This window comes from Salinisphaera dokdonensis CL-ES53, assembly GCF_040361215.1.
Taxonomy (GTDB): Bacteria; Pseudomonadota; Gammaproteobacteria; order Nevskiales; family Salinisphaeraceae; genus Salinisphaera; species Salinisphaera dokdonensis.
Genome location: NZ_APND01000004.1, coordinates 309,754 through 335,342, shown reverse-complemented (window position 1 = coordinate 335,342; position 25,589 = coordinate 309,754). Strand labels below are relative to the sequence as shown.

The 25,589-nt window shown below is 62.0% G+C and carries 29 protein-coding genes and 3 tRNA genes; 30 read left to right on the top strand and 2 right to left on the bottom strand.

From position 1 onward, the window contains the following. Window positions 1–5 precede the first annotated feature (5 nt). Window positions 6–1,388: an adenylosuccinate lyase gene (purB, locus tag SADO_RS13945; RefSeq protein WP_353112691.1), complete on the bottom strand. Its 1,383-nt coding sequence runs from the start codon at window positions 1,386–1,388 to the stop codon at window positions 6–8. Between the two features lie 149 nt (window positions 1,389–1,537). Here purB and SADO_RS13940 point away from each other — a divergent pair, with 149 nt between their 5' ends. The 14 genes from SADO_RS13940 to SADO_RS13875 all read left to right on the top strand — a co-directional run bounded on the left by SADO_RS13940 (window position 1,538) and on the right by SADO_RS13875 (window position 12,236). After that, a complete protein-coding gene (locus SADO_RS13940) occupies window positions 1,538–2,929 on the top strand; it encodes a class II fumarate hydratase (RefSeq protein ID WP_353112423.1) in 1,392 nt (463 codons plus the stop codon). Between the two features lie 329 nt (window positions 2,930–3,258). Continuing rightward, entirely contained in the window at window positions 3,259–3,840 is a 582-nt protein-coding gene (locus SADO_RS13935) for a DUF6338 family protein (RefSeq protein ID WP_353112421.1), read from the top strand. Between the two features lie 304 nt (window positions 3,841–4,144). Further along, window positions 4,145–4,618, top strand: coding sequence for a hypothetical protein (locus SADO_RS13930; protein WP_353112419.1), 474 nt, complete (start codon window positions 4,145–4,147; stop codon window positions 4,616–4,618). 283 nt (window positions 4,619–4,901) lie between these two features. Next, complete coding sequence (locus tag SADO_RS13925; RefSeq protein ID WP_353112417.1) at window positions 4,902–6,272, top strand: GntP family permease; 1,371 nt, start codon at window positions 4,902–4,904, stop codon at window positions 6,270–6,272. 103 nt (window positions 6,273–6,375) lie between these two features. Next, window positions 6,376–6,849: a nuclear transport factor 2 family protein gene (locus SADO_RS13920; RefSeq protein WP_353112415.1), complete on the top strand. Its 474-nt coding sequence runs from the start codon at window positions 6,376–6,378 to the stop codon at window positions 6,847–6,849. Between the two features lie 34 nt (window positions 6,850–6,883). Next, a complete protein-coding gene (locus SADO_RS13915) occupies window positions 6,884–7,336 on the top strand; it encodes a thiol-disulfide oxidoreductase DCC family protein (RefSeq protein ID WP_353112413.1) in 453 nt (150 codons plus the stop codon). 90 nt (window positions 7,337–7,426) lie between these two features. After that, on the top strand, window positions 7,427–7,708 hold the full coding sequence (locus SADO_RS13910; RefSeq protein ID WP_353112411.1) for a DoxX-like family protein: 282 nt from the start codon (window positions 7,427–7,429) through the stop codon (window positions 7,706–7,708). Window positions 7,709–7,870: 162 nt separating this feature from the next. Further along, window positions 7,871–8,581: an AzlC family ABC transporter permease gene (locus tag SADO_RS13905; RefSeq protein WP_353112409.1), complete on the top strand. Its 711-nt coding sequence runs from the start codon at window positions 7,871–7,873 to the stop codon at window positions 8,579–8,581. Continuing rightward, window positions 8,578–8,922, top strand: coding sequence for an AzlD domain-containing protein (locus tag SADO_RS13900; protein ID WP_353112407.1), 345 nt, complete (start codon window positions 8,578–8,580; stop codon window positions 8,920–8,922). Before SADO_RS13905 ends, SADO_RS13900 begins: the two co-directional genes overlap by 4 nt. A 147-nt stretch (window positions 8,923–9,069) precedes the next feature. After that, on the top strand, window positions 9,070–10,215 hold the full coding sequence (locus SADO_RS13895) for an ion channel (RefSeq protein ID WP_353112405.1): 1,146 nt from the start codon (window positions 9,070–9,072) through the stop codon (window positions 10,213–10,215). A gap of 39 nt (window positions 10,216–10,254) precedes the next feature. Further along, the gene (locus tag SADO_RS13890; protein WP_353112403.1) at window positions 10,255–10,746 is read left to right on the top strand and encodes a GNAT family N-acetyltransferase; all 492 of its coding nucleotides are present in this window, start codon (window positions 10,255–10,257) and stop codon (window positions 10,744–10,746) included. After that, entirely contained in the window at window positions 10,722–11,018 is a 297-nt protein-coding gene (locus SADO_RS13885) for a hypothetical protein (RefSeq protein ID WP_353112401.1), read from the top strand. Before SADO_RS13890 ends, SADO_RS13885 begins: the two co-directional genes overlap by 25 nt. Window positions 11,019–11,086: 68 nt before the next feature. Next, window positions 11,087–11,293 carry a hypervirulence associated TUDOR domain-containing protein gene (locus SADO_RS13880; RefSeq protein WP_353112399.1) on the top strand — a complete coding sequence of 69 codons (207 nt, stop codon included), beginning with the start codon at window positions 11,087–11,089 and terminating at the stop codon, window positions 11,291–11,293. 52 nt (window positions 11,294–11,345) lie between these two features. Continuing rightward, window positions 11,346–12,236, top strand: coding sequence for an alpha/beta fold hydrolase (locus SADO_RS13875; protein ID WP_353112397.1), 891 nt, complete (start codon window positions 11,346–11,348; stop codon window positions 12,234–12,236). Window positions 12,237–12,241: 5 nt separating this feature from the next. Here the strand turns inward: SADO_RS13875 and mltF are convergent, their stop codons facing one another. Continuing rightward, entirely contained in the window at window positions 12,242–13,606 is a 1,365-nt protein-coding gene (gene mltF, locus SADO_RS13870; protein ID WP_353112395.1) for a membrane-bound lytic murein transglycosylase MltF, read from the bottom strand. A 225-nt stretch (window positions 13,607–13,831) separates the two neighbouring features. Here mltF and SADO_RS13865 point away from each other — a divergent pair, with 225 nt between their 5' ends. The 16 genes from SADO_RS13865 (at window position 13,832) to SADO_RS13790 (ending at window position 25,575) form a co-directional block, all read left to right on the top strand. Next, complete coding sequence (locus tag SADO_RS13865; protein ID WP_353112393.1) at window positions 13,832–14,854, top strand: DNA topoisomerase IB; 1,023 nt, start codon at window positions 13,832–13,834, stop codon at window positions 14,852–14,854. 59 nt (window positions 14,855–14,913) lie between these two features. Then, on the top strand, window positions 14,914–15,975 hold the full coding sequence (locus tag SADO_RS13860; RefSeq protein ID WP_353112391.1) for an NAD-dependent epimerase/dehydratase family protein: 1,062 nt from the start codon (window positions 14,914–14,916) through the stop codon (window positions 15,973–15,975). A 71-nt stretch (window positions 15,976–16,046) separates the two neighbouring features. After that, window positions 16,047–16,544 carry a disulfide bond formation protein B gene (locus SADO_RS13855; RefSeq protein WP_353112389.1) on the top strand — a complete coding sequence of 166 codons (498 nt, stop codon included), beginning with the start codon at window positions 16,047–16,049 and terminating at the stop codon, window positions 16,542–16,544. Window positions 16,545–16,580: 36 nt separating this feature from the next. Continuing rightward, the gene (rraA, locus tag SADO_RS13850) at window positions 16,581–17,063 is read left to right on the top strand and encodes a ribonuclease E activity regulator RraA (RefSeq protein ID WP_353112387.1); all 483 of its coding nucleotides are present in this window, start codon (window positions 16,581–16,583) and stop codon (window positions 17,061–17,063) included. A gap of 144 nt (window positions 17,064–17,207) precedes the next feature. Continuing rightward, window positions 17,208–17,828, top strand: coding sequence for a uracil-DNA glycosylase (locus SADO_RS13845; RefSeq protein ID WP_353112385.1), 621 nt, complete (start codon window positions 17,208–17,210; stop codon window positions 17,826–17,828). Between the two features lie 26 nt (window positions 17,829–17,854). Further along, window positions 17,855–19,678, top strand: coding sequence for an excinuclease ABC subunit UvrC (uvrC, locus tag SADO_RS13840; protein WP_353112383.1), 1,824 nt, complete (start codon window positions 17,855–17,857; stop codon window positions 19,676–19,678). Between the two features lie 43 nt (window positions 19,679–19,721). Next, window positions 19,722–20,273, top strand: a complete 552-nt coding sequence (gene pgsA / locus SADO_RS13835) for a CDP-diacylglycerol--glycerol-3-phosphate 3-phosphatidyltransferase (RefSeq protein WP_353112381.1) — start codon at window positions 19,722–19,724, stop codon at window positions 20,271–20,273. A gap of 70 nt (window positions 20,274–20,343) precedes the next feature. Continuing rightward, window positions 20,344–20,418 (top strand) — tRNA-Gly (locus SADO_RS13830). An 80-nt stretch (window positions 20,419–20,498) separates the two neighbouring features. Beyond that, window positions 20,499–20,572 (top strand) — tRNA-Cys (locus SADO_RS13825). Window positions 20,573–20,690: 118 nt separating this feature from the next. Then, window positions 20,691–20,777 (top strand) — tRNA-Leu (locus tag SADO_RS13820). A gap of 34 nt (window positions 20,778–20,811) precedes the next feature. Continuing rightward, window positions 20,812–21,450: a cytochrome c biogenesis heme-transporting ATPase CcmA gene (gene ccmA, locus SADO_RS13815; RefSeq protein WP_353112379.1), complete on the top strand. Its 639-nt coding sequence runs from the start codon at window positions 20,812–20,814 to the stop codon at window positions 21,448–21,450. Further along, a complete protein-coding gene (gene ccmB / locus SADO_RS13810; RefSeq protein WP_434547914.1) occupies window positions 21,447–22,112 on the top strand; it encodes a heme exporter protein CcmB in 666 nt (221 codons plus the stop codon). The genes ccmA and ccmB overlap by 4 nt, the downstream gene beginning before the upstream one ends. 162 nt (window positions 22,113–22,274) lie before the next feature. Next, entirely contained in the window at window positions 22,275–23,009 is a 735-nt protein-coding gene (locus SADO_RS13805; protein ID WP_353112375.1) for a heme ABC transporter permease, read from the top strand. Further along, entirely contained in the window at window positions 23,002–23,154 is a 153-nt protein-coding gene (ccmD, locus tag SADO_RS13800) for a heme exporter protein CcmD (protein WP_353112373.1), read from the top strand. The genes SADO_RS13805 and ccmD overlap by 8 nt, the downstream gene beginning before the upstream one ends. Further along, a complete protein-coding gene (gene ccmE / locus SADO_RS13795; protein ID WP_353112371.1) occupies window positions 23,147–23,611 on the top strand; it encodes a cytochrome c maturation protein CcmE in 465 nt (154 codons plus the stop codon). The genes ccmD and ccmE overlap by 8 nt, the downstream gene beginning before the upstream one ends. After that, complete coding sequence (locus SADO_RS13790) at window positions 23,608–25,575, top strand: heme lyase CcmF/NrfE family subunit (RefSeq protein ID WP_353112369.1); 1,968 nt, start codon at window positions 23,608–23,610, stop codon at window positions 25,573–25,575. Before ccmE ends, SADO_RS13790 begins: the two co-directional genes overlap by 4 nt. Window positions 25,576–25,589: the final 14 nt, after the last annotated feature.

The window sequence follows — 25,589 nt, the reverse complement described above, 5'->3', positions numbered from 1 at the left end:
CGCGCCTAGCCTTGCGTGCCGCGAACGGCGCGTGCCTGTTCGGGCGCGTTGCCGACATAATCCTGCGGACGCATGGCCTTCAGGCGTGCTTTGTCATCGGCCGGAATATCCAGCGATTCGATGAACGTGCGCATGGCATCGGCATCGATCACCTTGCCGCGGGTCAGCGCCTTGAGCTGCTCATAGGCGCCGCTGATGCCGCGAATACGCATCACCGTCTGCACGGCTTCCGCGAGCACGATCCAGTTGTCTTCCAGGTCGGCATCCAGGCGCTCGGCGTTGGACTCGAGCTTGTTGATGCCCTTGAGCAGCGAGGCATAGGCCACGCTGCCGTGTGCCAGGCCCACGCCGAGATTGCGCAGCACGGTGGAGTCGGTGAGGTCGCGCTGCCAGCGCGAGATCGGCAGCTTGGCCGCCAGATGATCCATGATCGCGTTCGCCAGCCCGAGATTGCCCTCGGCGTTCTCGAAATCGATCGGGTTCACCTTGTGCGGCATGGTCGACGAGCCGACTTCGCCCTCAACCGTGGCCTGCTTGAAGTAGCCCACCGAGATATAGCCCCAGACGTCCTTCGAGAAATCCAGCAGCACCGTGTTGATACGCATCAGCGCATGGAAGAACTCGGCGATGAAGTCATGCGGTTCGATCTGCGTGGTCGCCGGGCTGACTTCCAGGTTCATGCCACGGATGAAGCGCGTGGCAATGCCGGGCCAGTCCGCGTTCGGATAGGCCGCCAGATGCGCGTTGTAGTTGCCCACCGCGCCATTCATCTTGCCGAAGATGGTGACTTCGGCGAGCAGCGCGCGCTGGCGGCGCAGGCGCTGTACGAACACCGCCATTTCCTTGCCCAGCGTGGTCGGCGAGGCCGACTGGCCGTGGGTGCGCGAGAGCATGGGCGTTTCCGCCTCGCTTTCTGCGATCGCAGCGATCGCCTCGATCACGCGGTCGATCGCCGGCAGCATGTTGTCGTCGCGCGCATCACGCAGCATCTGCGCGTAGGCGAGGTTGTTGATGTCCTCGGACGTGCAGCCGAAGTGGATGAACTCGTTGACGTGCGCGATCTCTTCGAAGTTCTTGATCTTGTTGCGCAGGTAATACTCGACCGCCTTCACGTCGTGATTGGTCGTGTCCTCGATCGACTTCACCTGCTGGCCTTCGCCGATATCGAAATCCGCAATCACGCTTTCCAGGTAATCGGTCGCCGATTCGGACAGCGGCTCGATATCGCCCACCTCCGGTTCGGCGGCGAGCGCCTGCAGCCAGCGGATCTCCACGATCAGCCGGTAGCGGATCAGACCGTATTCGCTGCAGATCTCGCGCAGATCCCAGGTCTTGTCGGCATAACGGCCGTCGATCGGGGAAATCGCAGACAGCGCTGTGAGTTGCATGGCCATGGGCACGCGTCCGTAAAAAGGGCAGTGATAGAATCGCGGATTCTACCGAATTCAAAGGGCGTGCGTCGCCGGTGCGAGCACGCTGGACTTTACCCCGACCGGGTCCGCGCCCGGTCGCCAGCAACCTTAAAGAGGAGCGATCGATGGCCCCACAGGACGATTACCGGATCGAGAAAGACAGCATGGGCGAACTCAAGGTGCCCACCGACGCGCTCTGGGGCGCCCAGTCGCAGCGTGCCGTCGACAACTTCCCGATCTCGGATCTGCGCGCGCCGCGCGCCATGATCAACGCGCTGGGTCTGATCAAGGCCGCCGCTGCCGAGGTCAACCGCGATCTGGGTCTGCTCGATGCGGATATCGCCCAGGCCATCATCGACAGCGCCACGGCCGTGGCCGAAGGCCAGTACGACGATCACTTCCCGGTCGATATCTTCCAGACCGGCTCGGGTACGTCGAGCAACATGAACACCAACGAGGTGGTCGCCCATCTCGCCACCAAGGCCGCCGGCCAGACCGTGCACCCGAACGACCACGTCAACATGGGCCAGTCGTCCAACGACGTGATCCCGACCGCCATCCACGTTGCCGCCGTCATCGAAGGCGAACGCAAGCTGCTGCCCGCGCTCACCCACATGCGCGACACCCTGCGCAATAAGGGCGAAGAGCTTTCGGAAGTGGTCAAGACCGGCCGCACCCATCTCATGGATGCCATGCCGGTACGCTTCGACCAGGAACTCGGCGGCTGGGCCACACAGATCGATTCCGGCATCGCCCGGGTCGAGTCCGCGCTCGTGCGCCTGCGTCATCTCGCCCAGGGCGGCACGGCGGTCGGCACCGGCATCAACGCGCATCCCGAATTCGGCGAGCGTTTCGCCAAGGCCATCGGTACCGCCAGCGGCTGCCGCTTCGAGCCCAGCAGCAACTATTTCGAAAGCCTGTCTTCTCAGGATGCCGCGGTGGAGCTGTCCGGTCAGCTCAAGACGATCGCCGTCTCGATGATGAAGATCGCCAACGACCTGCGCTGGATGAACTCCGGCCCGCTGGCCGGCCTCGGCGAAATCCAGCTCGAAGCCCTGCAGCCCGGCTCCAGCATCATGCCCGGCAAGGTGAACCCGGTGATCCCGGAAGCCGCTGCCATGGTCAGTGCCCAGGTCATCGGCAACGACAGCACCATCACCGTGGCGGGGCAGTCCGGCAACTTCCAGCTCAACGTCATGCTGCCGGTCATCGCCTACAACCTGCTGCAGAGCATCGAACTGCTCGCCAACACCAGCCAGGTCATGGCCGACAAGGCCATCGCCAGCTTCACCGTGAATCAGGACAACCTCAACGACGCGCTCTCGAAGAACCCGATTCTCGTCACCGCACTCAACTCGGTGATCGGCTACGACAAGGGTGCGGCCATCGCCAAGCAGGCCTACAAGGAAGGCCGCCCGGTGAAGGAACTCACCCTTGAGCAGACCGACTTGAGCGAAGAAGAGATCGATCGGCTGCTCGATCCGGCCGACCTGACCAAGGGCGGCATCAAGAAATAGGGCGTTCTCGAAAGAATGGCTCGATGAAAGGCTCGCTTCGGCGGGCCTTTTTTATGTCCAAAAGTATTGTTGCGGGATGCAGGTGGTTTTGGGTAGGTTCGACTGATCCGGGCACGCCCATGCGCGTTGTAAATTTGGGGCGGGGCGATCATGCAAGGGAGTCGGGCAAATGGCGAAATACTTCAATCGCACGGCCGTGCGAGCAATTTTGGCTGCTGGCATCGTAATGCTGCGTTTTACTGCGTTGAAAGACTCAACGTGGGGTTTCGAAGCGTCGCGTATGTGGCAATGCAAGGCCTGACCCCGTGCTTTCTGCGAGATAGCGTTTTATGAATATTTGGACCCCGGATAGCCTCGTTCTATTCGTTGCGTTCGCTATACCTGGATTTGTCGCGTCGAAAACGTACGAAATTCTCGTACCCAGCGAGGGGTCGGCTAAGTTAATTGATGCGGTAGCCTACAGTTGTGCAATTTACGCTGTTGTCGGAGCACCTCTGTATCTCACAGCTCGTTCTGATTGGAGCTTAAATCATCCAGTCTGGCTAAGTTTACTGTTCGCTGTTGTATTGTTCGTCTTACCGATCTTGGGTGCTTTAGCTTGGTGGCAGCTCCGTAAGGCTCAGCTATTCCAAACGTTTGCTCCACATCCAACGTCTAATTCTTGGGATTTTATTTTCTCGCAAAGAAAATCGTATTGGGTAAAAGTACATACAGCGGGCGGAAAGATATACGCCGGATGCTTTTCTTCAAAATCGTTTGCATCTAGCACACCAGCTGAAGAGCAAATCTATCTGGAAGAAAGTTGGTTATTAGATGACCAAAATGGTTTTGACCGTGTTAAGAATAGGAGCGCTGGCGTTCTTATCTTGAAATCAGATATTTCTGCGATCGAATTTTTTGACTTTGAATAAATTAAGAGGCTAGACAAATGCCTGACCGTAAAAAACGCATTGATGAAGGCTATCAGCCTAGTAAAAAAGGGTGGAAGCCAAAGTTACCTCATCCCAACCACAAGCCGAAACCGGAAAGTGGATATCAGCCGTCAACCAGTCAAGGTGACAATCCGACTAAGCCCAAGCCTCCGAAAGAAGAGTAAGCGCATAACAAAGCGCTGCAGCCGATCGCCCAAAACGCTGCCGCGTTTTGGATACCCTCGGCAGGCTTCGCCCACTTCGGCGTCGGCTGAGCTTCGGCGTTAGGCACAAAGGGAGCTTAATGGAACTCTGGCAAAAGATCGTAGATCTTCCCGTAATTATCCAAGGCGCATTAGGCTCCTTTGTCTTCTGGCTTTGCTACGAAGCTGCGAAACTCATAGTCAACTTGATTGCTGACATTGGCGGGCGATTGAGTAGAAAGTATCGCCGAGAAAACGTTCTTTTTGAGCTGGCGAGCCTGTACCAGGATCTTTCCGAGCCCGATGAGGTTCGGGGAAATCGGGCTCATTTGTTGAGCATGCATGCTGCGTTGTATCTAACGATTCAGGGGTTGATTTTTCTCTGCCTGGGTTTCATAGCATCAACTCTCTTGGGGGCGATTTCTGTCGTAGGGTATTTAATCGCTATATTTTTCTTCTTCCGAGCCCTTCGCGCCGCTTATGTTGAGTTTTTTGATAACGGTCAGACCAAAGAAGAAAAAGAAGAAAAGGTTAAAAAACTACTTAAAGAACTAGAAGATACCAAGGAGAAATAAAACGCCTAACAGGTCGCGACAGTTGCCGCCCAAAGCGCTATCGCGCTTCGGCCGGCAACTAAGCTTCGGCGTTAGATAATAAGCGGGAGAAAAGAATGAAAGTGAGTATCAAGGGTTTAAACGTCGACATTAATAATAGGGACAGACCCCAATTTCCGGGCAATAAGAGCATGTTGCGCGGATAGACGAAGCCACTCGGCCAAGCGACGCTGTAAGTTTCGCCGCGAGGGCGGTTTCGGGCAGCATATGGCCGCCCAGCCATCCCCACATTGCTACCGCCGTCATGCTCTACACCCTGATTCTCGTCGCCCTGATCGCGTTCATCGTATTCGCGACCTCCGGCCTCAAACTGCATCCGTTTCTCGTTCTGCTGTTCGCTGCGCTGATTGGCGGGCTGGCCTATGGCGTGCCGGCGGCCGACGTCGTGGAAGCGATCGGCGAGGGATTTGGCGGCATCCTGGGCAGCATTGGGCTGGTGATCGTGTTCGGCACGATCATCGGCGTGATCCTCGAGAAAAGCGGGGCGGCGTTGACGATGGCGGAGACGATCATCCGTGCGCTGGGCCAGCGCTTTCCCACGCTCACCATGTCGCTGATCGGCTATCTGGTGTCGATACCGGTGTTCTGCGATTCGGGTTACGTGATTCTCAACTCGCTGAAGAATGCGGTCGCGGCACGCATGAATGTGTCGGTGACGGCGATGAGTGTCGCGCTGGCGACCGGCCTCTATGCCACGCATACGTTTGTGCCGCCCACGCCGGGTCCGATTGCGGCGGCCGGCAATCTCGGCATCGGCAACAATCTGGGGCTGGTAATCCTGCTTGGCGCCTTTGTCGCACTCGTTACGGCGATGGCCGGCATGCTGTGGGCCAACCGATTTCTCGGGCGTGACGATGCACAGGCGGGGTTGCTGACGGACGACGCAGACGAGCTGAACGCCGAGGACGCGTTCGCCGCGTTTCGTGAAAAGCACGGCACGCTGCCGAGTGCGTTCGCGTCGTTTGCGCCGATCCTGATTCCGATCGTGTTGATCTGCCTGGGTTCGGTCGCGGCATTTCCATCCGCGCCGTTGGGCGAGGGCGGTTTGTCGTCCACGCTCCAGTTCCTGGGTGACCCGTTGATCGCGTTGGCGCTAGGGCTGGTCGCCGCATTCCCGCTGTTGCCGAAAACCGATCGCCGCGATGCCTTGCAGGATCGCGTGGCTGGCGGCATCACGGCGGCCGCACCCATTTTGATGATCACCGGCGCGGGCGGCGCGTTCGGCGCGGTGCTGAAGGCCACGCCGCTGGCGGATTTCATCGGCGAGACATTGTCCACGATGGGAATCGGCATCTTCATGCCGTTTGCCGTGGCCGCGGCGCTTAAGACGGCGCAGGGTTCGTCGACCGTGGCGCTGGTTGCCACCTCCGCGCTGGTCGCGCCGCTGCTGGGCGATATCGGCCTCGACAGCGAGATGGGCCGCGCGCTGTGCGTGCTGGCCATTGGCGCGGGTGCGATGACGGTTTCGCACGCGAACGACAGTTTCTTCTGGGTGGTGTCGCAGTTCAGCCGCATGCCGGTGGCGCTGGCGTATCGCGCGCAGACGATGGCAACGCTCATCCAGGGCATTACCGGCATCATCGTCGTGTGGCTGATGTCGCTCGTACTGCTCTGATTACTTGGCTCGCCGCAGAACCTGGCGAGTGCGGCCGGTGGCTGCAGGAATGAGCGGTCGTCGTGCATGATGCACGGACCCGTTTGGCAACTCTGGAGCCGTGATGGCCGACGAATCCAAGCCGCCGTTTCCGCCGTTCGATAACGAAAGCGCAGCACAGAAGGTGCGCATGGCGGAGGACGCCTGGAACTCGCGCGATCCGGAAAAGGTATCGCTCGCGTATACGCCGGACAGCGAATGGCGTAATCGCAGCGAGTTCCTGAAAGGCCGTGAGCAGATCGTGGCGTTCCTACAGCGCAAGTGGAACGAGGAACTCGACTACCGCCTGATCAAGGAACTGTGGGTGACCGATGGCAACCGGATCGCGGTGCGCTTTGCCTACGAATGGCATGACGACACCGGCGCCTGGTTTCGCGCGTACGGCAACGAGAACTGGGAGTTCAGCGAGGATGGCCTCATGCGCCGCCGTATCGCCAGCATCAACGATCTGCCGATAAGCGAGGATCAACGCAAGTTCCATTGGCCGCTGGGCCGGCGCCCGGACGATCATCCGGGCTTGTCCGAACTGGGGTTGTAGCGGTGCGGTGTGTGGCCAAGCACTTGGGTGCAGCATGAGCACGCAGCAATCTTCAGCCCCGGTGGCCACGGGTGAGCGTGTGATCCTGTTCGACGGCGTGTGCAAACTCTGTAATGCGTGGACCCGGTTCATTATCCGCCACGATGATGAACACCTGTTTCGACTGGCTTCGGTACAGTCGCCGGCCGGGCAGCGCATTCTCGAATATTTCGATATGCCGACGACGACGTTCGACACGATGCTTTATGTCGAAGGCGATCGGGCATTCGACAGAAGCGACGCCTTCCTGCGAATCGTGGTTCAACTCGGCTGGCCGTGGAAACTGCTCGCAGTGGCACGCCTATGCCCGCGCGTGGTGCGCGACTGGTGCTATGACCGAATCGCGCGAAACCGCTACACGATCTTCGGTCGCTACGATCAATGCGTATTGCCGAGCTCGGATCATGACCGACGGTTTCTGGACGACACGACTTCCGGCGATGGCTGAACTGGCGCGTATCAATCGCGTCTGCCGCTATGCCCTGGCTTTTGTCTTCGGCTTTCATGGCCTCGTCCGGGGATTGTCTGACTGAGCCCGATGGAAACCGCCTGGGTGACTACGCATCATCTGTCGCCACCGCCCGCGCTGCTCGCGGCCATCGCGGGCGTGTTCGAGATCGCTATCGCGGCGGCCGTGGCGATGTATGGGCGCACGCCGTGGCCGGTGAGCCTGGCTGCCGGGTTGCTCGCGCTTCTGCTCGTCGACGCGCTGATGTTTACACCGGCGTTGCCGATCCAGGCGTTCAACCCGGTGACCACGAACACCGCCGCGCTCGCGCTGTGCTACGCGATCTACGCGAGCCAGCCGGCAATGCGCTAGTGCCCGCTGTCGCGGGTATAGCGTCCGGTCGTGGCCGGCTCGCGCATGGCATCCAAGAATCACCCTCGACTGCTACGGTTCCAGCCATTGTCTGTATCGTGCAAGATCGCGCCTCTGCGGCCACTTTGTTGCCGCGCTTGGGGTAAACAGGGGAGTCGAACGATGAGCGGGCAGACGCGACTGCGCGACGATTTTCTGGCCGGCGCACGAGCGGTGGCACCGGTGCTGATTGGCGTATTGCCGTTCGCGCTGATTGCGGGCGTGGTTGCGGTACGGCTCGGGCTGTCGCCGCTGGCGGCGAGCGGGCTATCGGTACTCGTTTTCGCCGGCGCGTCACAGCTTGCCGCGATCCAGCTCATTCACGACGGCGCGCCGCTGCTGATCATTCTGGTTACGGTGTTCTTCATCAACGCGCGCTTCACCATGTACAGCGCGTCGATCGCACCGCATTTTCGTGGCGCGCGAGCACGGACCAAGGCGATGATCGGCTATCTGCTGACCGATCAGGCCTATGTGCTCGGGCTTTATGGGTTCTCGGACCGGCCGGAACTGGCACGTCGCATCGCCTTTTATCTGGGCGTCGCACTGCCGTTGTGGCTTTGCTGGCAGGTGGCCACCGTGGTGGGCGCGGTCGCAGGGTCGCGCTTGCCGGAGTCCTGGGGGCTGGAGTTCGGTATACCGCTCACCTTCATGGCGATGATCGTGCCGTCGATCACCGACAAGGGCACGGTTGCCGCGGCACTGGTGGGCGGCGCGCTCGCGGTGGCAGGGCATGCGCTGCCCTGGAATCTCGGGCTGATCCTTGGCGCGCTTGCGGGCATTGCGACGGGGATGCTCGTCTCCACGCTCGCGGGTGACGAGGTGCAGTCATGAGCGAAGGAATGAGCACCACCATGGTCTGGCTCACGATCGCCATGGCAGGGCTACTGACATTCCTGTTGCGCTGGTCGTTCATCGCCATGATCGACTCGCTGGAAATGCCGCCCGCCGTGCGCCGCGCGCTGCGTTTCGTGCCGGCCGCGGTGTTGTCGGCAATCATCTGGCCGGCGGTGATCGTTCAGGACGGCGCGATCGATCTGTGGATCGACAACCTGCACCTGATCGCGGCGCTCATTGCAGCGGTCGTCGCCTGGCGCACGCGCAGCATCTTCTACACGATCGCGGTCGGCATGCTCGCGCTGTGGGGGCTGACCGCGCTGGTGAATATCGCCTGACGAGGGATCTCTTCGGGATAGCCCTCACCGCTTGTCGTCTCGATGCACCACCCGAGCGTTCGCAACCGCGCGGCCAGCAGGTATCGTGACGGCACTGTCTGACGAATAACCATCGCCGCGGGCCGGACGCCGGCCGTGCGTGCCGCCATGCTCCAGATTCGACTCAAACGCCTGCGGCGACGTTCGCACCAGCGCATCGCCCGCGAACTGTATTTCGATATCGGCAGCCGTGTACGACGGCTGCTGCTCGTGCTGCTGGGTGTGGCGATCGCGCATACGCTGGCGATGCTCTGGTTCGAGGACATCGGCGTATCGGACGCGATCTGGCTCACGCTGACCACCCTCACAACCGTCGGCTACGGCGACTTTTCGGCGGCGACGGTGGGCGGGCGCGTTGCGACCACGGTGCTGCTCTACGCGGTCGGCATCACCGTGCTTGCACAACTGGCCAGCGACTATATCGACTACCGCCTGCAGCGCCGCCAGCGCATGATCGAAGGCAAATGGGACTGGGATATGGAAGACCACCTGCTCGTCATCAATACGCCGAAGTTCAACGGCGCGCACTACTGCGAGATCCTCGTGCGCCAGATCCGCGAGACGCCGGCCTTCGCCGAGGTCCCGATCCAGTTCCTTACGACAGGCTTTCCGCACGGCCTGCCGGATGCGCTGCGTGCGCATGGCGCGCTGCATCGCCACGGCGAGGCGGACAATGCCGATGATCTTGCCCGCGTCGAACCAGAAAACGCGCGTCATATCGTTGTGCTGGCGCATGACCACTACGACCGCCACGCCGACAGCCTGACGTTCGACACCACCCACCGGCTGATGCAGCACATCGATCGTAATCGCACCCATGTGATCGTCGAGTGCGTGAACGACGCCAACCGCCAGCGGCTGCGTGACCTGGGCGCCCATTCGGTGATCCGCCCGATTCGTGCTTACCCGGAATTGATCGTGCGGGCCATCGTGTCGCCCGGCGTGGAAACGATGATGGAGAATCTGTTCACCCATCACGGCGATCATTCCCAGCGCTACAATCTACCGGTCGACGGGCTACGCTGGGCGGATCTGGTCGCCGGGCTCATCCAGGCCGACCTGGGCACCGCGCTCGCCTATACGGACGAGACCGGCGAGGTGATCTGCAATCCGCCATCCGACACGCGCGTCCACGGTACGGGCCTGATCGTGATGGTGCGCGCGGATCAGGAACCAACGCCTGCGCGGATCCGCGAATGTCTGGCTGGGATTGCCCGGCAGTCAGCACACGCCGCGGCCGCCGCCAGCGACTAACGGCGCGGCTGATTTTTTGTTTATGCAACGACGCTACCCATGAAACCTTTCGTCCCCGATGACTTCGACGTGCCAGAACAACTGACGGGTGAGGACTTCATGCTGCGCCCGCTCACGGTTAACGACGTGGTCAAGGACTACGACGCCGTGATGACCAGCCGGGCGCGCCTGGAAGACCTTTTCGGCCCGGGGCATGGCTGGCCGGCGCCGGATCTGTCGCTGGAGCAGGACCTCATCGATCTTGGCTGGCATCAGAAGGAATTCCAGATCCGGCAGTCCTTCGCTTATACCGTGATGACGCCGGACGATAGGCGCTGCCTCGGCTGTGCCTATGTCGAACCCTCGCCAAAACAGGGCTACGACGTGCAGGTCTTTTACTGGGTCCGGGACAGCGAGCTGAATACGGGGCTGGAATCGCGCCTCGATGACGCGCTGCATCGCTGGATCGCCGAGCGCTGGTGCTTCGAAAGCGTCGCCTGGCCGGGGCGTGATACGCCCTGGGCCGAATGGCAGGCGCTGCCGGATCGCTGACCGCCGTGGTGACCGATGATCCGCTGCGTTTCTATCTCGTGTACGCACAAGCCGCAGACGCTCAGGCGTTGCAGGCGAGCTTCGACGCGGTCTGGCTGCGCGACGATCTCTTTGCCGTGCATACACGCATGACACGTTCCGAGCTTTACCACGCCGTGCGTGATCTGTGCGTTCCGGACGCGTTGCTGGTCGCGCCGTTGGCGGCACACCCCAAGTTTCGCGGCATGGCGCCCGGCGCGTTGAAATGGTTCAAGCAGCGCAGCAACGATTGAAACGCACGGCAACCGACGCTCGCGGCTCGGCGTAGCTTGCCCGTATTTCATAACGACAGGAGCGACACATGGCACGTTCGATTGGCGATACGGTGAAATGGAACTGGGGCCAGGGCACGGCCGACGGCCGGATCATGCAGATCTACAAGGAGCGCGTGAGCAAGACGCTGAAGGGCTCCGAAATCGTGCGCGAGGGTAGCGACGACAATCCCGCGTATCTGATCGAGCAGGAGGATGGCGATCAGGTGCTCAAGCTGGGCTCCGAACTGGATTGATCGCGGGCGCGTAGCGCGAGACGCGGCCGACGCAGCGAATAAGGAAGTCACGATGCCGATGCCGGACGAGTTCGACAGCACGTACGTCGACACGGGCGAGGTGACATTGCATGTCGCCCACGCGGGCAGTGGCCCGCCGTTGCTACTGCTGCACGGTTATCCGCAAACGCACGTGATGTGGCATCGACTCGTCGGGCGCCTGGCGCAGCATTTTCACGTGATCTGTCCAGACCTGCGCGGGTACGGCGACAGCGCCAAGCCACCGGGTGGAGTGAATCACGCTGCTTACAGCAAGCGGGCCATGGCCCATGACTGCGTGGCGCTCATGCGCCATTTCGGGCACGAGCGTTTCGATATGGTGGGCCATGATCGCGGCGCACGGGTCGGCCATCGCCTGGCGCTCGATCATCCGGACGTGCTTTCGCGGCTATGCGTGCTGGATATCGCGCCCACGCTGCATATGTTTGAGACCGCCGACCAGCATTTCGCTTACGGCTACTATCACTGGTTCTTCCTGATCCAGCCGGACGGACTGCCCGAGCGGATGATCGGCGCCGACCCGGCGTATTACCTGAACGAGAAACTCAAGCGCTGGGCTGCACCCGGTGCATCTTTCGACCCCGCTGCGGTGGCCGAATACGAACGCTGCTTTCGCGACCCCGCCTGTATCCACGCGACCTGCGAGGACTATCGCGCGGCCGCCGGGATCGATCTCGAACATGACCGCGTGGATCGCGCGCAGGGTAGGCAGATCGACTGCCCGCTGCTCGTGCTGTGGGGCGCCCACGGCTTCGTGCACAAAAGCTACGACGTACTCACGGTGTGGCGCGACTACGCCCGCGAAGTGCAGGGCCGGGCATTGAACTGCGGCCATTTCGTGCCGGAAGAAGCGCCCGACGCGTTATACGCCGAGCTGCAATCGTTTCTCGACTTTGCCGACTAGCGCGTCTACTGAACGTGCCTGCGAATCACGTCCTCGTAGTCACGAATACGATGGATATAGCGCACCGGCTCGGGGCCACGGGCATAGCCGTATTTCAGCGACGGGTAATAGCGTTTGTCGGCGAGTAGCGGCAGCACCCGCTTGAGATCGGCCCAGGATTTCGGATTCTTGCCGAGACGCGTGGCGAGTTTCTGGGCGTCGCGAACATGGGCCAGACCGATGTTGTAGGCAGACAACGCCATGAACAGCCGGTCGGGCATGGGTACGGACTCGTCGATACGCGCCCGCATCCGGTCCAGATACTTCGCGCCGCCGCGTACGCTTTCGGCAGGATCCAGACGATTATTGACGCCCATGGCCTTGGCGGTAGGGCGGGTGAGCATCATCAGGCCGCGTACGCCGGTCGGGCTTTTCGCCTTCGGGTCCCATTTCGATTCCTGGTAAGCCTGGGCAGCGAGTAACAGCGGCGGCAGGGCGTGTGTTTCGCCCGCGCGATCGAACAGCCCGTCGTATCGGGGCAACACGGAATCGATGCGCCGCACGAGCGCACGGCGATCGACGAAATCGAACTCGGGCAGATAGTCGTAATAGCGACCTTGGGTCGCGGTCCGAGCCTGCTTGCCGGCCGCGCTTTGCAGCCAATCGGACGCCTGGGTTTTCAGGGCCTCAGCCGGGGGTGGCAGGGCCCAGGCGAGCGATTCCGTCTCATGCAGATCGAACATGACTTTCAACTGCGGGAAGTAGCGTCGGTTGATATCCACGATGTTCGAATCCGCCACGGTGCAGTCCAGCTCGCCTTCCCAGACTTGATGCAGCAACTGTTCCGTGCCGACCTCGTCGTCTTCTGTCCAGTCCAGTTCGGGGTGGTCGGTCTTTAGCGATTCCAGCCGTTCGCTGTAACTGCTGTCGGCAATCACCTCGAGCGAGACATTGCCCAGTTCCGACACGTTCTCGGGCTTTGCGCTATCGGCGTTGCAGACGACCTGTTGCTGTACCTGCTGATAAGGCGCGCTAAACCGAAAGCGTTCGCGTCGAGCAGGCGTGGCCGTCAAACCGGCAGCAGCCATATCGGCGTCACCGGCGGCTAGCGTGGCGAGCACCCCGCTAATCGAATTCTTGACCTGGTACTCGATCTCCACGCCGAGATGTTCAGCAAAGGCTGCGGTGAGCGCGCGTTCGGGACCGGCCGGTTTCTTGTGCCGGTCGATGTAGTAGCTGGTCGGTGCGTTGCGCGTGACCACCCGCAATGTGCCGGTCTCGCGAATGTGGTCGAGATCGCCCCCGTTGTTGTTGACCGATTCGGCGTCTGAGCAGGCCGATACCAGGCCTGTGCATGCGACAAGTGCCGCGAGCGCGATGATTCGATCCATTGTTCCCCCGTATTCGATCCTGAATCGACCCTAGCAGACGATGCCCCGCTAGCCCGCATAGCCGCGCGTTGTGCCGCTTCTATCACCCGCGCTTACGAAAAAGTCCGGATTGTTGCGCGGGTTTGGCTGGTCAATGCTTCGCCGCGCATGGCGACGCATCGCGCCCGCCGACTAAGCCGTAAGCGCATCGATTGAATCCGGCGTTCGCCGGCGAACAGGAAGGCCATGGCCGAAAACAGCAAGACTCGCCACGAGGTCGTCACCCGCCATCGTTGTGGCAAGGGATTTACCTATCGCCTCCCTAGCGGCGAGACGCTGCGAGACAAGCAGCAGCGCGCCTGGATCAAGGCGCTGGCCGTACCGCCTGCATGGCAGGACGTCGAGATATCGCTGGACCCGAGCGCCCGCGTACATGCTACGGGGCGGGACGCCGCAGGCCGCAAGCAGTATGTCTACAACAGCGACTGGCGTGAGGCCCGCGAGCAGGCGAAGTTCGACCGGATACTGGCGTTCGCGGGGCAGCTTTCGACCATGCGGCGTGCCACCGGGCAGCATCTGCGGCGCAAGACCATGTGCCGCGAGAAGGTGCTGGCGTGCATGGTGCGGCTGATCGACGGGGCCTATTTTCGTCCCGGTAGCGAGCGCTATGCGCGCGAAAACGATGCCTACGGGCTCACGACCATGCGCTCCAAGCATCTGACAATCGAAGACGATGCGCTGATCTTCGATTACAACGGCAAGAGCGGCCAGTCCCAGCATCGCGTCGTCGAGGACAGGCGGCTGGCGCGGATCGTGGCCGAGCTCGATGATCAGCCTGGCTACGAGATCTTCAAGTACTACGATGACGATGGTGATCGCGTGGACGTGGATAGCCGCGATCTGAACGACTATATCCAAGAGATCATGGGTGAGGCGTATAGCGCCAAGGATTTTCGCACCTGGGCGGGTACCTCGCTGGCCGCACTGGCGTTGGACGAACTCGGCCCGGATGACGACGATCAGATCAGCGAGAAGAATGTCCGCGAGGTGGTCGAGCGGGTGGCGGAGCGCCTGGGCAATACGCCGAGTATCGCGCGCGCCAGTTATATCGACCCGCGCGTTATCGAAAGCTATCTGGACGGGCGCACGCTCAGCCACTTCCATACCTTGATCGAGGCGGAACTGGAAGAGGGCGATCTCACCGGGCGACAGGAACGTGCGGTCATGAAGCTGCTGGAAAGCCGACTGGAACAGGCAGCGCAGCGCTAAGCCGGTCACGGTATGCGACTTTTGTATAGGATGAGCGCAAATACTCATCGAGTACGTCCATGACGTTCGACAAGACAAAGCCGGTTCTTGTGACTGGCGGCAATGGTTATGTGGCTTCGTGGCTGGTCAAGTATCTGCTCGAGGACGGCATTGACGTTCATGCCACGGTTCGCGATCCGGCCAACAAGAAGAAAGTCGGGCATCTGGAAGCAATCGCGGCCGATGCGCCCGGCACGCTGACGCTGTATGCCGCCGACCTGTTCGACGAGAACGCCTTCGACGAGCCGATGCAGGGCTGCGAAGTGGTCTTTCATACCGCTTCGCCGTTCGTCATCTCCGGCATCAAGGATGCGCAGGCGGAGCTGGTGGACCCGGCGCTGAAGGGCACGGAGAACGTGCTCCAGGCCGTGGAGCGGGTAAAAAGCGTCAAACGCGTAGTGCTCACATCCAGCGTGGTCGCGATCTACGGCGACGCCGCCGACATGGCGGATGCCGGCATCGACGCCTTCACAGAAGCCCACTGGAACACGACGAGCAGCGTCGACCACCAGCCCTACAACTATTCCAAGGTGCGCGCCGAACGCCGCGCCTGGCAGATCAACGAAAAGCAGGATCGCTGGCAGCTTGTGACCATCAACCCCGGCTTTGTGCTTGGGCCGTCGCTGACCCAGGCCAGCGCCTCCACCAGCCTGGCGACGATGAAGCAGTTTGCCGACGGCACACTCAAGATGGGCGCGCCCGAGCTGTATTTCGGCGTGGTCGACGTACGCGATGTGGCACTGGCGCATATCAAGGCCGGTTTTACGCCGGACGCGAGCGGGCGCCATATAACCAATAGTGAAACCCTCAGCATGCTCGAAATGGGCGAGGCCCTGCGGGGTGAGTTCGGTGAGCGCTATCCGTTCCCGACCCGCGAGCTGCCCAAGGCACTGCTATGGGTGGCCGGGCCATTCCAGGGGCTGGCGCGCAAGTTCGTGGCGCGCAACGTGGGCTATCCGCTGGCTTTCGATAACAGCTATACGAAACGGGATCTGGATATGGAGTTCCGCCCGGCGCGCGCGACCGTGGTCGAGCATTTCCAGCAGATGCTCGATGACGGCGTGGTACGTCGTCGGGGCTGAGCCGGAACGCCGTTGATCGTCAGTAGGCTGACCGCATTGTCGGTCTTCGGGCGCTATGGGATGATCGCGCCATGACCACACGCAGCTATTTCCTCGCGGGCTTTCTCGCGGCCGCGGGCGCCTTGGCGTTCGCCTATTATCTCCAGTATGCCCAGGGCCTGGACCCTTGCCCGCTGTGTATTTTTCAGCGTATCGCGATGGCCGGCGTGGGTCTGTTCTGTCTGATCGGTTTCGCGCACGGGCCCGGAGTAGGGGGGCGCCGCATCTACTCCGCGCTGGCAGCGCTGAGTGCCGTACTCGGCGCCGCGATCGCCGCGCGCCACGTATGGTTGATGCATCTGCCCGCCGATCAGGTGCCGGCATGCGGCCCAGGGCTCGATTATCTGGTCGACGTGATGCCGCTTGCCGAGGTGCTTTCGACAGTGCTGCGCGGTGACGCCAGCTGCGCCGAAGTGAAGGGCGCATTCCTGGGTATCAGCCTGCCCGCATGGACCGGAATCTATTTCCTGATGCTGGCTTTCGGCGCGTTGGCCGGCATATTCGGCCGCTTCACGCGTGGCCGGGCTTAAGCGCAACTCTATTCAATATTCGAGAAAGGACGAGCCATGACAACACCTGTGACCGACCTCTGTGACGAATTCAGCGACAAGCTGCAGATCGCCGAACCGATGTTTACCGATTTTGGCGGCACGCTGGATTTTGCCGGCCCGATCAGCACGGTGAAATGTTTCGAGGACAACTCCCTCGTGCGTTCCGCTCTGGAAGAGCCGGGCGAGGGCCGTGTGCTCGTGGTCGATGGCGGCGCCTCGGATCGCTGCGCGCTGTTGGGCGACAACCTCGCCCAGTTGGCGATCGATAACGAGTGGGCGGGCATTCTCGTCTACGGCTGTATCCGCGATTCGGCCGAGATCTCGCAGATGGGTGTGGCCGTAAAGGCGCTCAACGCCCATCCGAAGAAGTCGAACAAGAAGAACCAGGGCGAACGCGACGTGCCGGTGCGCTTCGCGGGCGTGTCCTTCATGCCGGGTGACTGGATCTATGCCGACCTCGACGGCGTGGTCGTGAGCGCTTCCGAACTGGAGCTCTAGCGCTCGACGTTCTGATGGACGCAGCGCCCCGGACGGCTTCGGCCGCCGGGGCGTTTTACCGTCAGGGCGTTAATAAGGGTAGTTGGATATTCGTAATATCAATAAGTTACGTAATAAATCTGATGCTAGAACTGACGTGAAGTCATGACGCAACCGCCTGCCGATTGCAGTTCATGCCCCCGATTGGTGGCACTTAGAAAGCAGGTGCAAATCGACCACCCCAACCATCATGCGGCACCTGTGCCGGCCTTCGGCCCGGCCGATGCGCGCTTGCTGGTTGTTGGTCTCGCGCCGGGTATGCACGGCGCCAATGCTACGGGGCGGCCGTTCACGGGCGATCATGCCGGCGTACTGCTGTACCGCACGCTCTACGATTTCGGCTTCGCCTCGTCGCCGGTTTCCGAACAGGCCGACGATGGGTTGAAGCTGATCGATTGCCGGATCACGAACGTCGTCAAATGCTTGCCGCCCGAAAACAAACCCGTGGCTGCCGAAGTAAACGCCTGCAGCCGCTTTCTGATGGACGAGCTGGGCCCGCCGGATGTGCTGTTGGCCTTGGGCGGCGTCGCGCACAAGGCGGTGATCCGTGCTTACGGCCTGCGCCAGAAGGATCATGTGTTCGGCCACGGCGCGGAGCACGCGCTCAACGAGCGACAAGTGCTGATCGATTCGTATCACTGCAGCCGTTACAACACGAATACGCGCCGGCTCACGCCCCGCATGTTCGCCGACGTATTCGCCGCTGCGCGTAAACGCCTTGCCTGATCCCACTTTGCCGCCATCATGACCGCATGAGCGATACCGGTTTCGATCCCCGTACGTATTTGCGCCAGCTGACCCAGGCGCCCGGCGTCTACCGCATGTATGACGCCAAGGGCGATGTGCTCTATGTCGGCAAGGCGAAGAATCTGAAGAAGCGGGTCTCCAGCTATTTCCTGCGTGCGTCGGGTAACGCCAAGACCGAGGCCATGCTCGATCAGGTGGCCGATATCGAGGTCACGATCACGCATACGGAAGATGAGGCGTTGCTTCTGGAATCGACGCTGATCAAGCGTCACCGGCCGCGTTACAACGTCTATCTGCGGGATGACAAGAGTTATCCCTACCTGATGATCACCGGCGACAACGACTACCCGCGGGTGGTCTATCACCGCGGCGCACAGAAGCGTAAGGGCCATTATTTCGGCCCGTTCCCCAGTTCCGGGGCGGTCAAGCAGACGCAGGACACGCTCATGCGCCTGTTCAAGCTGCGCAACTGCCGCGACAGCTTCTTCGAGAACCGCTCTCGCCCTTGCCTGCAGTACCAGATCAAGCGCTGCACCGCGCCGTGCGTGGGCTATATCAGCAAGGAGGACTACGCGCGCGACGTAAAGGACGCAACGGAGCTGCTGGAAGGGCGCAATGAAAAGCTCATCGACCGACTGGTCGGTGAGATGGAAGCGGCCGCCAAGGCACTGGATTTCGAGACGGCGGCACGGCTGCGCGAAAAGATTTCGGCGCTACGCCGGCTGCAGTCCCAGAGCCAGAAGGTCGGCGGGCAGAGCGATTTCGATATCGTCTGTGCCGCGATCGACGGCGGCGTGGGTGCCGTCGTGGTCGTCACAGTGCGTGGCGGTATCAACCTCGGCCATCGGAGCTTCTTTCCCCACGCGCCGCCCGGCACGGATGTCGCCGATCTGACCGCGGCCTTCATGAGCCAGTACTACCTCGAACGCCGGCCGCCGCCGGAACTGTTGGTCGACCCGCTGCCGGCAGACGACGCCTGGCTTGCCGAGAGCTTGGCGCGGCGGGCCCAGCGCAAGGTGGCGTTCAAGACCAGCGTGCGGGCCGAGCGCAAACGCTGGCTGGAGAATACCCGCGCCACGCTCGCGCAGACGTTGTCGGCGCAACTGGCCAGCCGTGCCGGCGTAGAGAAGCGCTTGTCGTCGCTGGCTCAGGGGCTCGGGCTTTCTGGCCCGCCCATGCATATGGCTTGCTTCGATATCAGTCATACCGGTGGCGAACGGGCGGTCGCGTCCTGCGTGGTGTTCGAAGCGGGCGCGCCGAACAAGTCCAAGTATCGGCGCTTCAATATCGATGGCATCGAGCCGGGCGACGACTACGCGGCAATGCGCCAGGCACTCACGCGCCGTTTCAAGCGCGTCAAGGCCGGCGAGGACAACACGCCGGATCTATTGCTCATCGACGGCGGCAAGGGGCAGCTCGCGGTTGCCGTGGAGGCGCTCGAGGAACTCGAGGTGAAGGGCGTACAGATCATCGGCGTGGCCAAGGGCTCGACGCGCAAGCCCGGGCTGGAGCAGATATTTCTTCCGGGCGAGAAATCGCCGCTTATACTGCCGGCAGACTCGCCGGGCCTGCATCTGATCCAGCAGATTCGCGACGAAGCACATCGCTTTGCCATCGCTGGCCACCGCGGCCAACGCGGCAAGGCGCGCCAGGGCTCAATGCTCGACGGCGTGGACGGGCTGGGCCCGAAACGGCGCAAGAAGCTGCTGCAGACTTTCGGCGGGCCGAAGCAGGTTGCTCGCGCGGGCGTGTCCGAACTTGCGCGCGTGGAAGGGATCAGTGCGACCATGGCGCAACGGATTTACGATTATTTTCATAACACGGCGTGATGATGGCTCGATTCCATTCACGTCGGACCGCGAGGAGACCCGTTTGAACCTGCCCATCTGGCTGACGCTTTTCCGTCTGATCCTCATCCCGTTCGTGGTGGCGTTGATGTTTGTGCCACTGGCCGGCGCCAACATCACGGCTGCCATCCTGTTCGGTATCGCGCTCGCCACCGATTGGCTGGACGGGCATCTCGCCCGGCGGTGGAATCAGACCTCGGCGTTCGGTGCGTTTCTCGATCCGGTGGCCGACAAGCTCATTGTCTGCGCGGTACTGGTGATGCTGGTTTATCGCGACCCGCATTATTACGTCGCCCTGTCCGCGACGATCATCGTCGGCCGGGAACTGACCGTGTCGGCGCTGCGTGAATGGATGGCGGAGCTCGGCGAGCGCGGGGTGGTCGCCGTGGGATCGCTCGGCAAGTACAAGACCGCGATCCAGATGGCCGCGATATTCCTCATGCTCCTCGACCTCGAGCAGCGCAGCGGAATCTACATCGTGGGTGTTGTGCTGCTCGCCATCGCGGCGGCTCTGACGCTCTGGTCGATGGTGATCTATCTGCGTCAGGCGTGGCCTCGACTGAACATGGAACGCTGATCTGAAAAATCGTTCTGCGATATGGGTTGACACCCGTTCGTTTAGCCCTAGAATACGCACTCTCAACGGCGCGGGAATAGCTCAGTGGTAGAGCACAACCTTGCCAAGGTTGGGGTCGCGAGTTCGAATCTCGTTTCCCGCTCCAAATAGACATTGCCGAAAAACCTCGGCCCGCCGGCCGGGGTTTTTCTTTATCAGCATCCGGCTCTCAGGATGTATGCGACCGGCCAGGTGGCAGAGTGGTGATGCAGCGGCCTGCAAAGCCGCGTACCTCGGTTCGATTCCGGGCCTGGCCTCCATCCTCCGCAATGTTTTCAACTCCTCACCGTGCGGTATCAATCGCGATGTGCTCATCGCGGGCTTTTCTGCGTTCGCTCGATGCGAACGTGGTGTGAACTGCTAGAATTCCGCGCTCGCGCCCGGATGGCGAAATTGGTAGACGCATGGGACTTAAAATCCCTTGTCCTTCGGGACGTGCCGGTTCGAGTCCGGCTCCGGGCACCAGCCATTGGCCTCGTGCCACCCCAGAAAGCGAGCTATGACGCTGCCGCGACTCGTCATCCGGAATCTGAGCTGTGGCCGCGGCGAGCGGGCGCTGTTCCGCGATCTCGATATGACGCTTGAGGCGGGCGAGGCCGCACGCATTCTGGGCGAAAACGGTTCCGGCAAGACGACCCTTCTGCGCACTCTTGGCGGGCTCCAGTCGCCGCTTGCCGGCGACATCGAATGGCAAAGCGCGACGCCCTCCGACGACGGCGAGCCAATCCTGCTCCAGGACGATCTGTGCTTCATCGGCCACGAGAATGCGCTCAACGGCGCGCTGACGCCGGTCGAGAATCTCGACGTGTTGATGCGTCTGTCTGCACGACGCGTCACCGAAAAACGCATTGTCGAAACGCTTACGGATCTCGGACTCAAGCGGGTCGCCCGTCGGCCGTGCGAGCGCTTGTCGGCCGGGCAGAAACGGCGGGCGTCACTCGCACGTCTATGGCTGACCGATGCGCCGCTGTGGCTGCTCGACGAGCCGGCGTCTGCACTGGATGTCGACGCGCGCGGCGTGCTGTGTGCGCGCATCGATAGCCATGTTTCGGCCGGCGGCGTCGTGGTGTTCACGACCCACGAAGAGCTTGCGATCGCGAATGGATCCGTCCGACGTGTCGAGCTTGCGCCGTGCTGAGTGTTTTCTGGGCGGTACTGCGACGCGACCTACTGCTGGCATTTCGCCAGCGCGGCGTTCTGGTGCATCACCTGTTGTTTTTCGTGCTCGTGGTCGCGCTGTTCCCGCTGGGGACCGGCGCGGATGCAGCCGTTCTGGTCACGGTGTCACCGGCACTGATCTGGATGGCCGTGCTGCTCGCCGCACTTCTTTCGCTGCAACGTCTGTTTCGGCCAGACTACGAAGACGGCACGCTGGAGCAATACGTGCTTTCGCCCGAGCCGCTGGCGCTGATCGCGCTGGCGAAGGTTGTGGCGTACTGGCTCGCTAGCGGGCTGGTCTTTGTGCTGGCTTCGCCGCTGCTCGTGCTGCTGCTTGGGGTGCCTGCGCACGCTGTACCCGTTATCATGGCCAGCTTGCTGCTGGGCACGCCGACGCTCGGTTTGGTGGGCGCGATTGGCACGGCGCTGACGCTGAGCCTGCCGCGGGCCGGCTTGTTGCTCAGTCTGCTGATTTTTCCGCTGTATGTGCCGGTGCTCATTTTCGGGGCCGGGGCGATGCGGGCGGCCATTAGCGGTCTGCCGTCGGCAGGCGCGCTGTACCTGCTCGGCGCGCTGCTCGCGCTGGGCATCACGACCGCGCCGTTCGCAATTGCGGCGGCACTGAAAATCAGCCTGGAATAGGGAGCGCCAAGCCGCCTCTGGTGTCGAAAGCCCGAATGCTGCGCCCGGCGCGGCCGAAGAAAAGGACAGGAGAACGCGCTTTGCGCGCTGAAGATATGCGTCGACCCGCAACACAATCCACTACCGGCGACACGGTCTAGCGTTTTGGCCAAGTCTGCGTTCATGGTCTGGCTACACCGCTTTGGCTCGCTGCCGTACTTCTATCGGGTGAGCCGGCCGATTGCGTGGGTGCTTGCCGTGCCCGGGGTGCTGCTGGCGGCCTATGGCATCTATGGTGGTCTGGTCGAAGCGCCGGTCGATTATCAGCAGGGCGATGCATTCCGGATCCTCTATATCCATGTGCCCAGTGCATGGCTGTCGCTGTTCGGGTACACGAGCATGGCGGTGGCAGGTTTTGTGGCGCTTGTCTGGCGCCTCAAGCTCGCGGAGATCTTTATTGTCGCCGCGGCGCCGGTGGGAGCGAGCTTCACTTTTCTGGCGTTGGTTACCGGCTCCATCTGGGGCAAGCCGATGTGGGGCACCTGGTGGGTCTGGGATGCGCGCCTGACATCGGAGCTGATTCTGCTGTTTCTCTATCTCGGCGTTATTGCGTTGCATAACGCGATCGAGTCACCGCGTACCGCGGCACGCGCCTGTGCGCTGTTAGCGGTGGTGGGCGTGATCAACGTGCCGATCATCCATTACTCCGTGGAGTGGTGGAACACCTTGCATCAAGGGCCGACGGTCACGCGCTTTGGCCGTCCGGCGATGGAAATGGACATGCTGGTGCCGCTATTGTGTGCCGCACTCGGCTTCACGCTGATCTTCGGCTGGCTCACGCTCTGGGGCATGCGCACGCAACTGCTCTGGCGCGAACGGCGTAGTCGTTGGGTGAAAAGGCTTTTTTCCGATGGATGATTTCTGGGCGATGGGCGGCTATGCCGCGTATGTCTGGAGCAGCTACGGTATCGCCGCCGTGGTGCTGCTCGGCAATATCTTCGGCCCGCTGATCGCGCATCGACGCATCGCGCGGCGTATCAAGAACGAGGAATTCGATGACTAGGACGCGACGCCGTCGGCTGATGCTGGTGGGTGGTCTGTTCGTCGGGCTGGCCGCTGCGGTCGCACTGGCACTGACCGCTTTCAGCGAAAACATCCTCTATTTCTATCAACCCAGCGAAATCGCCGCCGGCGACGTGCCGACGAACACGCGTTTCCGTATCGGTGGTCTGGTGGAAAACGGTTCGGTGGAGCGCAACAACGACGATCTGCTCGTGCGCTTCACCCTGGCCGACTGCGAAGCAAGCGTGCCGGTGCAATTCAAGGGCACGTTGCCGGATCTGTTCCGCGAGGGGCAGGGCATTGTCGCCTACGGCGCGCTGAACACATCGGGGCAGTTCGTGGCCGACGAAGTTCTTGCCAAGCATGACGAGAATTACATGTCGCCCGACGTGGCTGAAGCAATGAAAGACAACCAGGGCGAGAGCTGCATGCCGACCAATATGCAGGCCAATCGATGATTCCGGAGATTGGCCATTTCGCGCTGATCCTGGCGCTCGGGCTGGCGATTATCCAGACCGTGGTGCCGCTCTACGGATTTGCGCGGTCCCGCACGGATTGCCTGGCGGTTGCCGCACCGGCTGCCATTGGCCAGTTCGCGATGCTGGGCATCGCTTTCGCAGCGCTCACGTTTGCGTTCTACGGCAACGATTTCTCTGTCGCTTATGTGGCGGCCAACTCGAATACGCATCTGCCGTGGTTCTATCGGATCGCCGCTGTCTGGGGCGCGCATGAAGGCTCGCTACTGCTCTGGATGACGCTGCTGTCCTGCTGGAGTCTGGCGGTGGCCGCGGCCAGCCGCACCCTGCCGCGCGAAGTGGCCAGCTGTGTGCTCGCGGTGATGGGCTCGGTGAGTGTCGGCTTTCTGCTGTTCACGCTGTTTACCTCCAATCCCTTTGCGCGCGAGTTCCCGATCCCGGCCGAAGGGCGCGATCTGAACCCGCTGCTGCAGGATCCGGGCCTCGTGATTCATCCGCCCATGCTCTATATGGGCTATGTCGGCTTCTGTGTGGCTTTTGCATTCGCCATCACCGCGCTGCTCACGGGCCGTGTGGATAGCGCATGGACGCGCTGGACCCGGCCGTGGACGACGGCCGCCTGGGTGTTTCTCACCATCGGCGTGACGCTCGGCAGTTGGTGGGCCTACAACGAGCTGGGCTGGGGCGGCTGGTGGTTCTGGGATCCGGTCGAGAACGCGTCGTTCATGCCCTGGCTGGTCGGCACCGCGCTGATCCATTCGCTGGCAGTGACCGAGAAGCGGGGCATCTTCAAAAGCTGGACGGTGCTGCTGGCGATCACCGCGTTTGCGCTGTCGTTATTGGGCACGTTCCTGGTGCGCTCTGGCGTGCTGATTTCGGTGCATGCGTTTGCGACCGACCCGGCACGTGGCGTCTATATCCTCGCGTTCTTTGCCATCGTGGTCGGCGGCTCCTTGCTGCTGTACGCGATTCGCGCGCCGCAGTTCGAGGCCGGCTCGGAACCGGTGGCCGCGCTCTCGCGCGAAGGGTTGCTGCTGCTCAACAACATCTTTCTGGTGGTCGCCGCGGCGGGCGTGCTTCTGGGCACGCTTTACCCGATTCTGGCGGATTCGCTGGGCATGGGCCGTATTTCCGTCGGCCCGCCTTACTTCAACAAGGTATTCATTCCGCTCACGGCACCGCTGGTGCTGCTGGTCGGCGCGGCATCGGTGATGGCCTGGAAGCGCACGCGCGCGGAAGTGCTTCGTTCGCGACTCTGGGCGCCGGCGTTGATTGCGATCGTGCTCGGTGTGGCCTTGCCGCTACTGACCGTGGGCACGGGCGCGCTAGCCGCTGTCGCCGGTTGCGTGCTCGGCTGCTGGGCGATCGTGACGGCGCTCGAGGACGTCGTTCGGCGCTGTCGCGGTCGCCGCATCATGCTGCCGCGCAACGTGCTGGGCATGGCGCTGGCGCATATAGGCGTGGGCGTTTTCGTGATCGGTATCAGCCTGGTCAGCGGCTTCGGCGGCGAACATGACGTCCGCCTGGCGCCCGGCGAAAGCACGACCATGGCCGGCTACGACTTCACATTCCTGGGTACGCGCCATGAGGAAGGCCCCAACTTCGTGGCCGAGGTGGGTGATTTCATCGTGCGCGAGGACGGTGAGCAGATCGCCGAGCTGTATCCGTCCAAGCGTCGCTACAACGCGAGTGGTCAGACCATGACCCAGTCCGGCGTCGACGCTGGCCTGTGGCGCGATCTCTATGTATCGCTGGGTGAGCCGCTATCGGGCGATGCCTGGAGTGTGCGTATCTATCATCGACCGTTCATCCGCTGGATCTGGGGCGGCGCGTTCCTCGCCGCACTCGGCGGCGTGCTGGCACTTTCCGACAAGCGTTATCGCCGCCGGGCGAGCTCGCGCAAGGCCGTGGCGACCGACGGCGGCAAAAAAGCGGCCTACGCCTGATGCGCTGGCGCCTG

Coding starts and splice junctions, on each gene's coding strand:
- SADO_RS13845 (WP_353112385.1), top strand. CDS start 17,208: ATGACGCAACCGCCTGCCGATTGCAGTTCATGCCCCCGATTGGTGGCA.
- SADO_RS13860 (WP_353112391.1), top strand. CDS start 14,914: ATGACGTTCGACAAGACAAAGCCGGTTCTTGTGACTGGCGGCAATGGT.
- SADO_RS13880 (WP_353112399.1), top strand. CDS start 11,087: ATGGCACGTTCGATTGGCGATACGGTGAAATGGAACTGGGGCCAGGGC.
- SADO_RS13910 (WP_353112411.1), top strand. CDS start 7,427: ATGGAAACCGCCTGGGTGACTACGCATCATCTGTCGCCACCGCCCGCG.
- SADO_RS13790 (WP_353112369.1), top strand. CDS start 23,608: ATGATTCCGGAGATTGGCCATTTCGCGCTGATCCTGGCGCTCGGGCTG.
- SADO_RS13935 (WP_353112421.1), top strand. CDS start 3,259: ATGAATATTTGGACCCCGGATAGCCTCGTTCTATTCGTTGCGTTCGCT.
- ccmE (WP_353112371.1), top strand. CDS start 23,147: ATGACTAGGACGCGACGCCGTCGGCTGATGCTGGTGGGTGGTCTGTTC.
- SADO_RS13925 (WP_353112417.1), top strand. CDS start 4,902: ATGCTCTACACCCTGATTCTCGTCGCCCTGATCGCGTTCATCGTATTC.
- SADO_RS13920 (WP_353112415.1), top strand. CDS start 6,376: ATGGCCGACGAATCCAAGCCGCCGTTTCCGCCGTTCGATAACGAAAGC.
- purB (WP_353112691.1), bottom strand. CDS start 1,388: ATGCAACTCACAGCGCTGTCTGCGATTTCCCCGATCGACGGCCGTTAT.
- SADO_RS13875 (WP_353112397.1), top strand. CDS start 11,346: ATGCCGATGCCGGACGAGTTCGACAGCACGTACGTCGACACGGGCGAG.
- SADO_RS13915 (WP_353112413.1), top strand. CDS start 6,884: ATGAGCACGCAGCAATCTTCAGCCCCGGTGGCCACGGGTGAGCGTGTG.
- SADO_RS13855 (WP_353112389.1), top strand. CDS start 16,047: ATGACCACACGCAGCTATTTCCTCGCGGGCTTTCTCGCGGCCGCGGGC.
- SADO_RS13895 (WP_353112405.1), top strand. CDS start 9,070: ATGCTCCAGATTCGACTCAAACGCCTGCGGCGACGTTCGCACCAGCGC.
- SADO_RS13930 (WP_353112419.1), top strand. CDS start 4,145: ATGGAACTCTGGCAAAAGATCGTAGATCTTCCCGTAATTATCCAAGGC.
- SADO_RS13940 (WP_353112423.1), top strand. CDS start 1,538: ATGGCCCCACAGGACGATTACCGGATCGAGAAAGACAGCATGGGCGAA.
- rraA (WP_353112387.1), top strand. CDS start 16,581: ATGACAACACCTGTGACCGACCTCTGTGACGAATTCAGCGACAAGCTG.
- SADO_RS13865 (WP_353112393.1), top strand. CDS start 13,832: ATGGCCGAAAACAGCAAGACTCGCCACGAGGTCGTCACCCGCCATCGT.
- mltF (WP_353112395.1), bottom strand. CDS start 13,606: ATGGATCGAATCATCGCGCTCGCGGCACTTGTCGCATGCACAGGCCTG.
- SADO_RS13890 (WP_353112403.1), top strand. CDS start 10,255: ATGAAACCTTTCGTCCCCGATGACTTCGACGTGCCAGAACAACTGACG.
- ccmA (WP_353112379.1), top strand. CDS start 20,812: ATGACGCTGCCGCGACTCGTCATCCGGAATCTGAGCTGTGGCCGCGGC.
- SADO_RS13885 (WP_353112401.1), top strand. CDS start 10,722: ATGGCAGGCGCTGCCGGATCGCTGACCGCCGTGGTGACCGATGATCCG.
- SADO_RS13905 (WP_353112409.1), top strand. CDS start 7,871: ATGAGCGGGCAGACGCGACTGCGCGACGATTTTCTGGCCGGCGCACGA.
- SADO_RS13900 (WP_353112407.1), top strand. CDS start 8,578: ATGAGCGAAGGAATGAGCACCACCATGGTCTGGCTCACGATCGCCATG.
- ccmD (WP_353112373.1), top strand. CDS start 23,002: ATGGATGATTTCTGGGCGATGGGCGGCTATGCCGCGTATGTCTGGAGC.
- uvrC (WP_353112383.1), top strand. CDS start 17,855: ATGAGCGATACCGGTTTCGATCCCCGTACGTATTTGCGCCAGCTGACC.
- SADO_RS13805 (WP_353112375.1), top strand. CDS start 22,275: ATGGTCTGGCTACACCGCTTTGGCTCGCTGCCGTACTTCTATCGGGTG.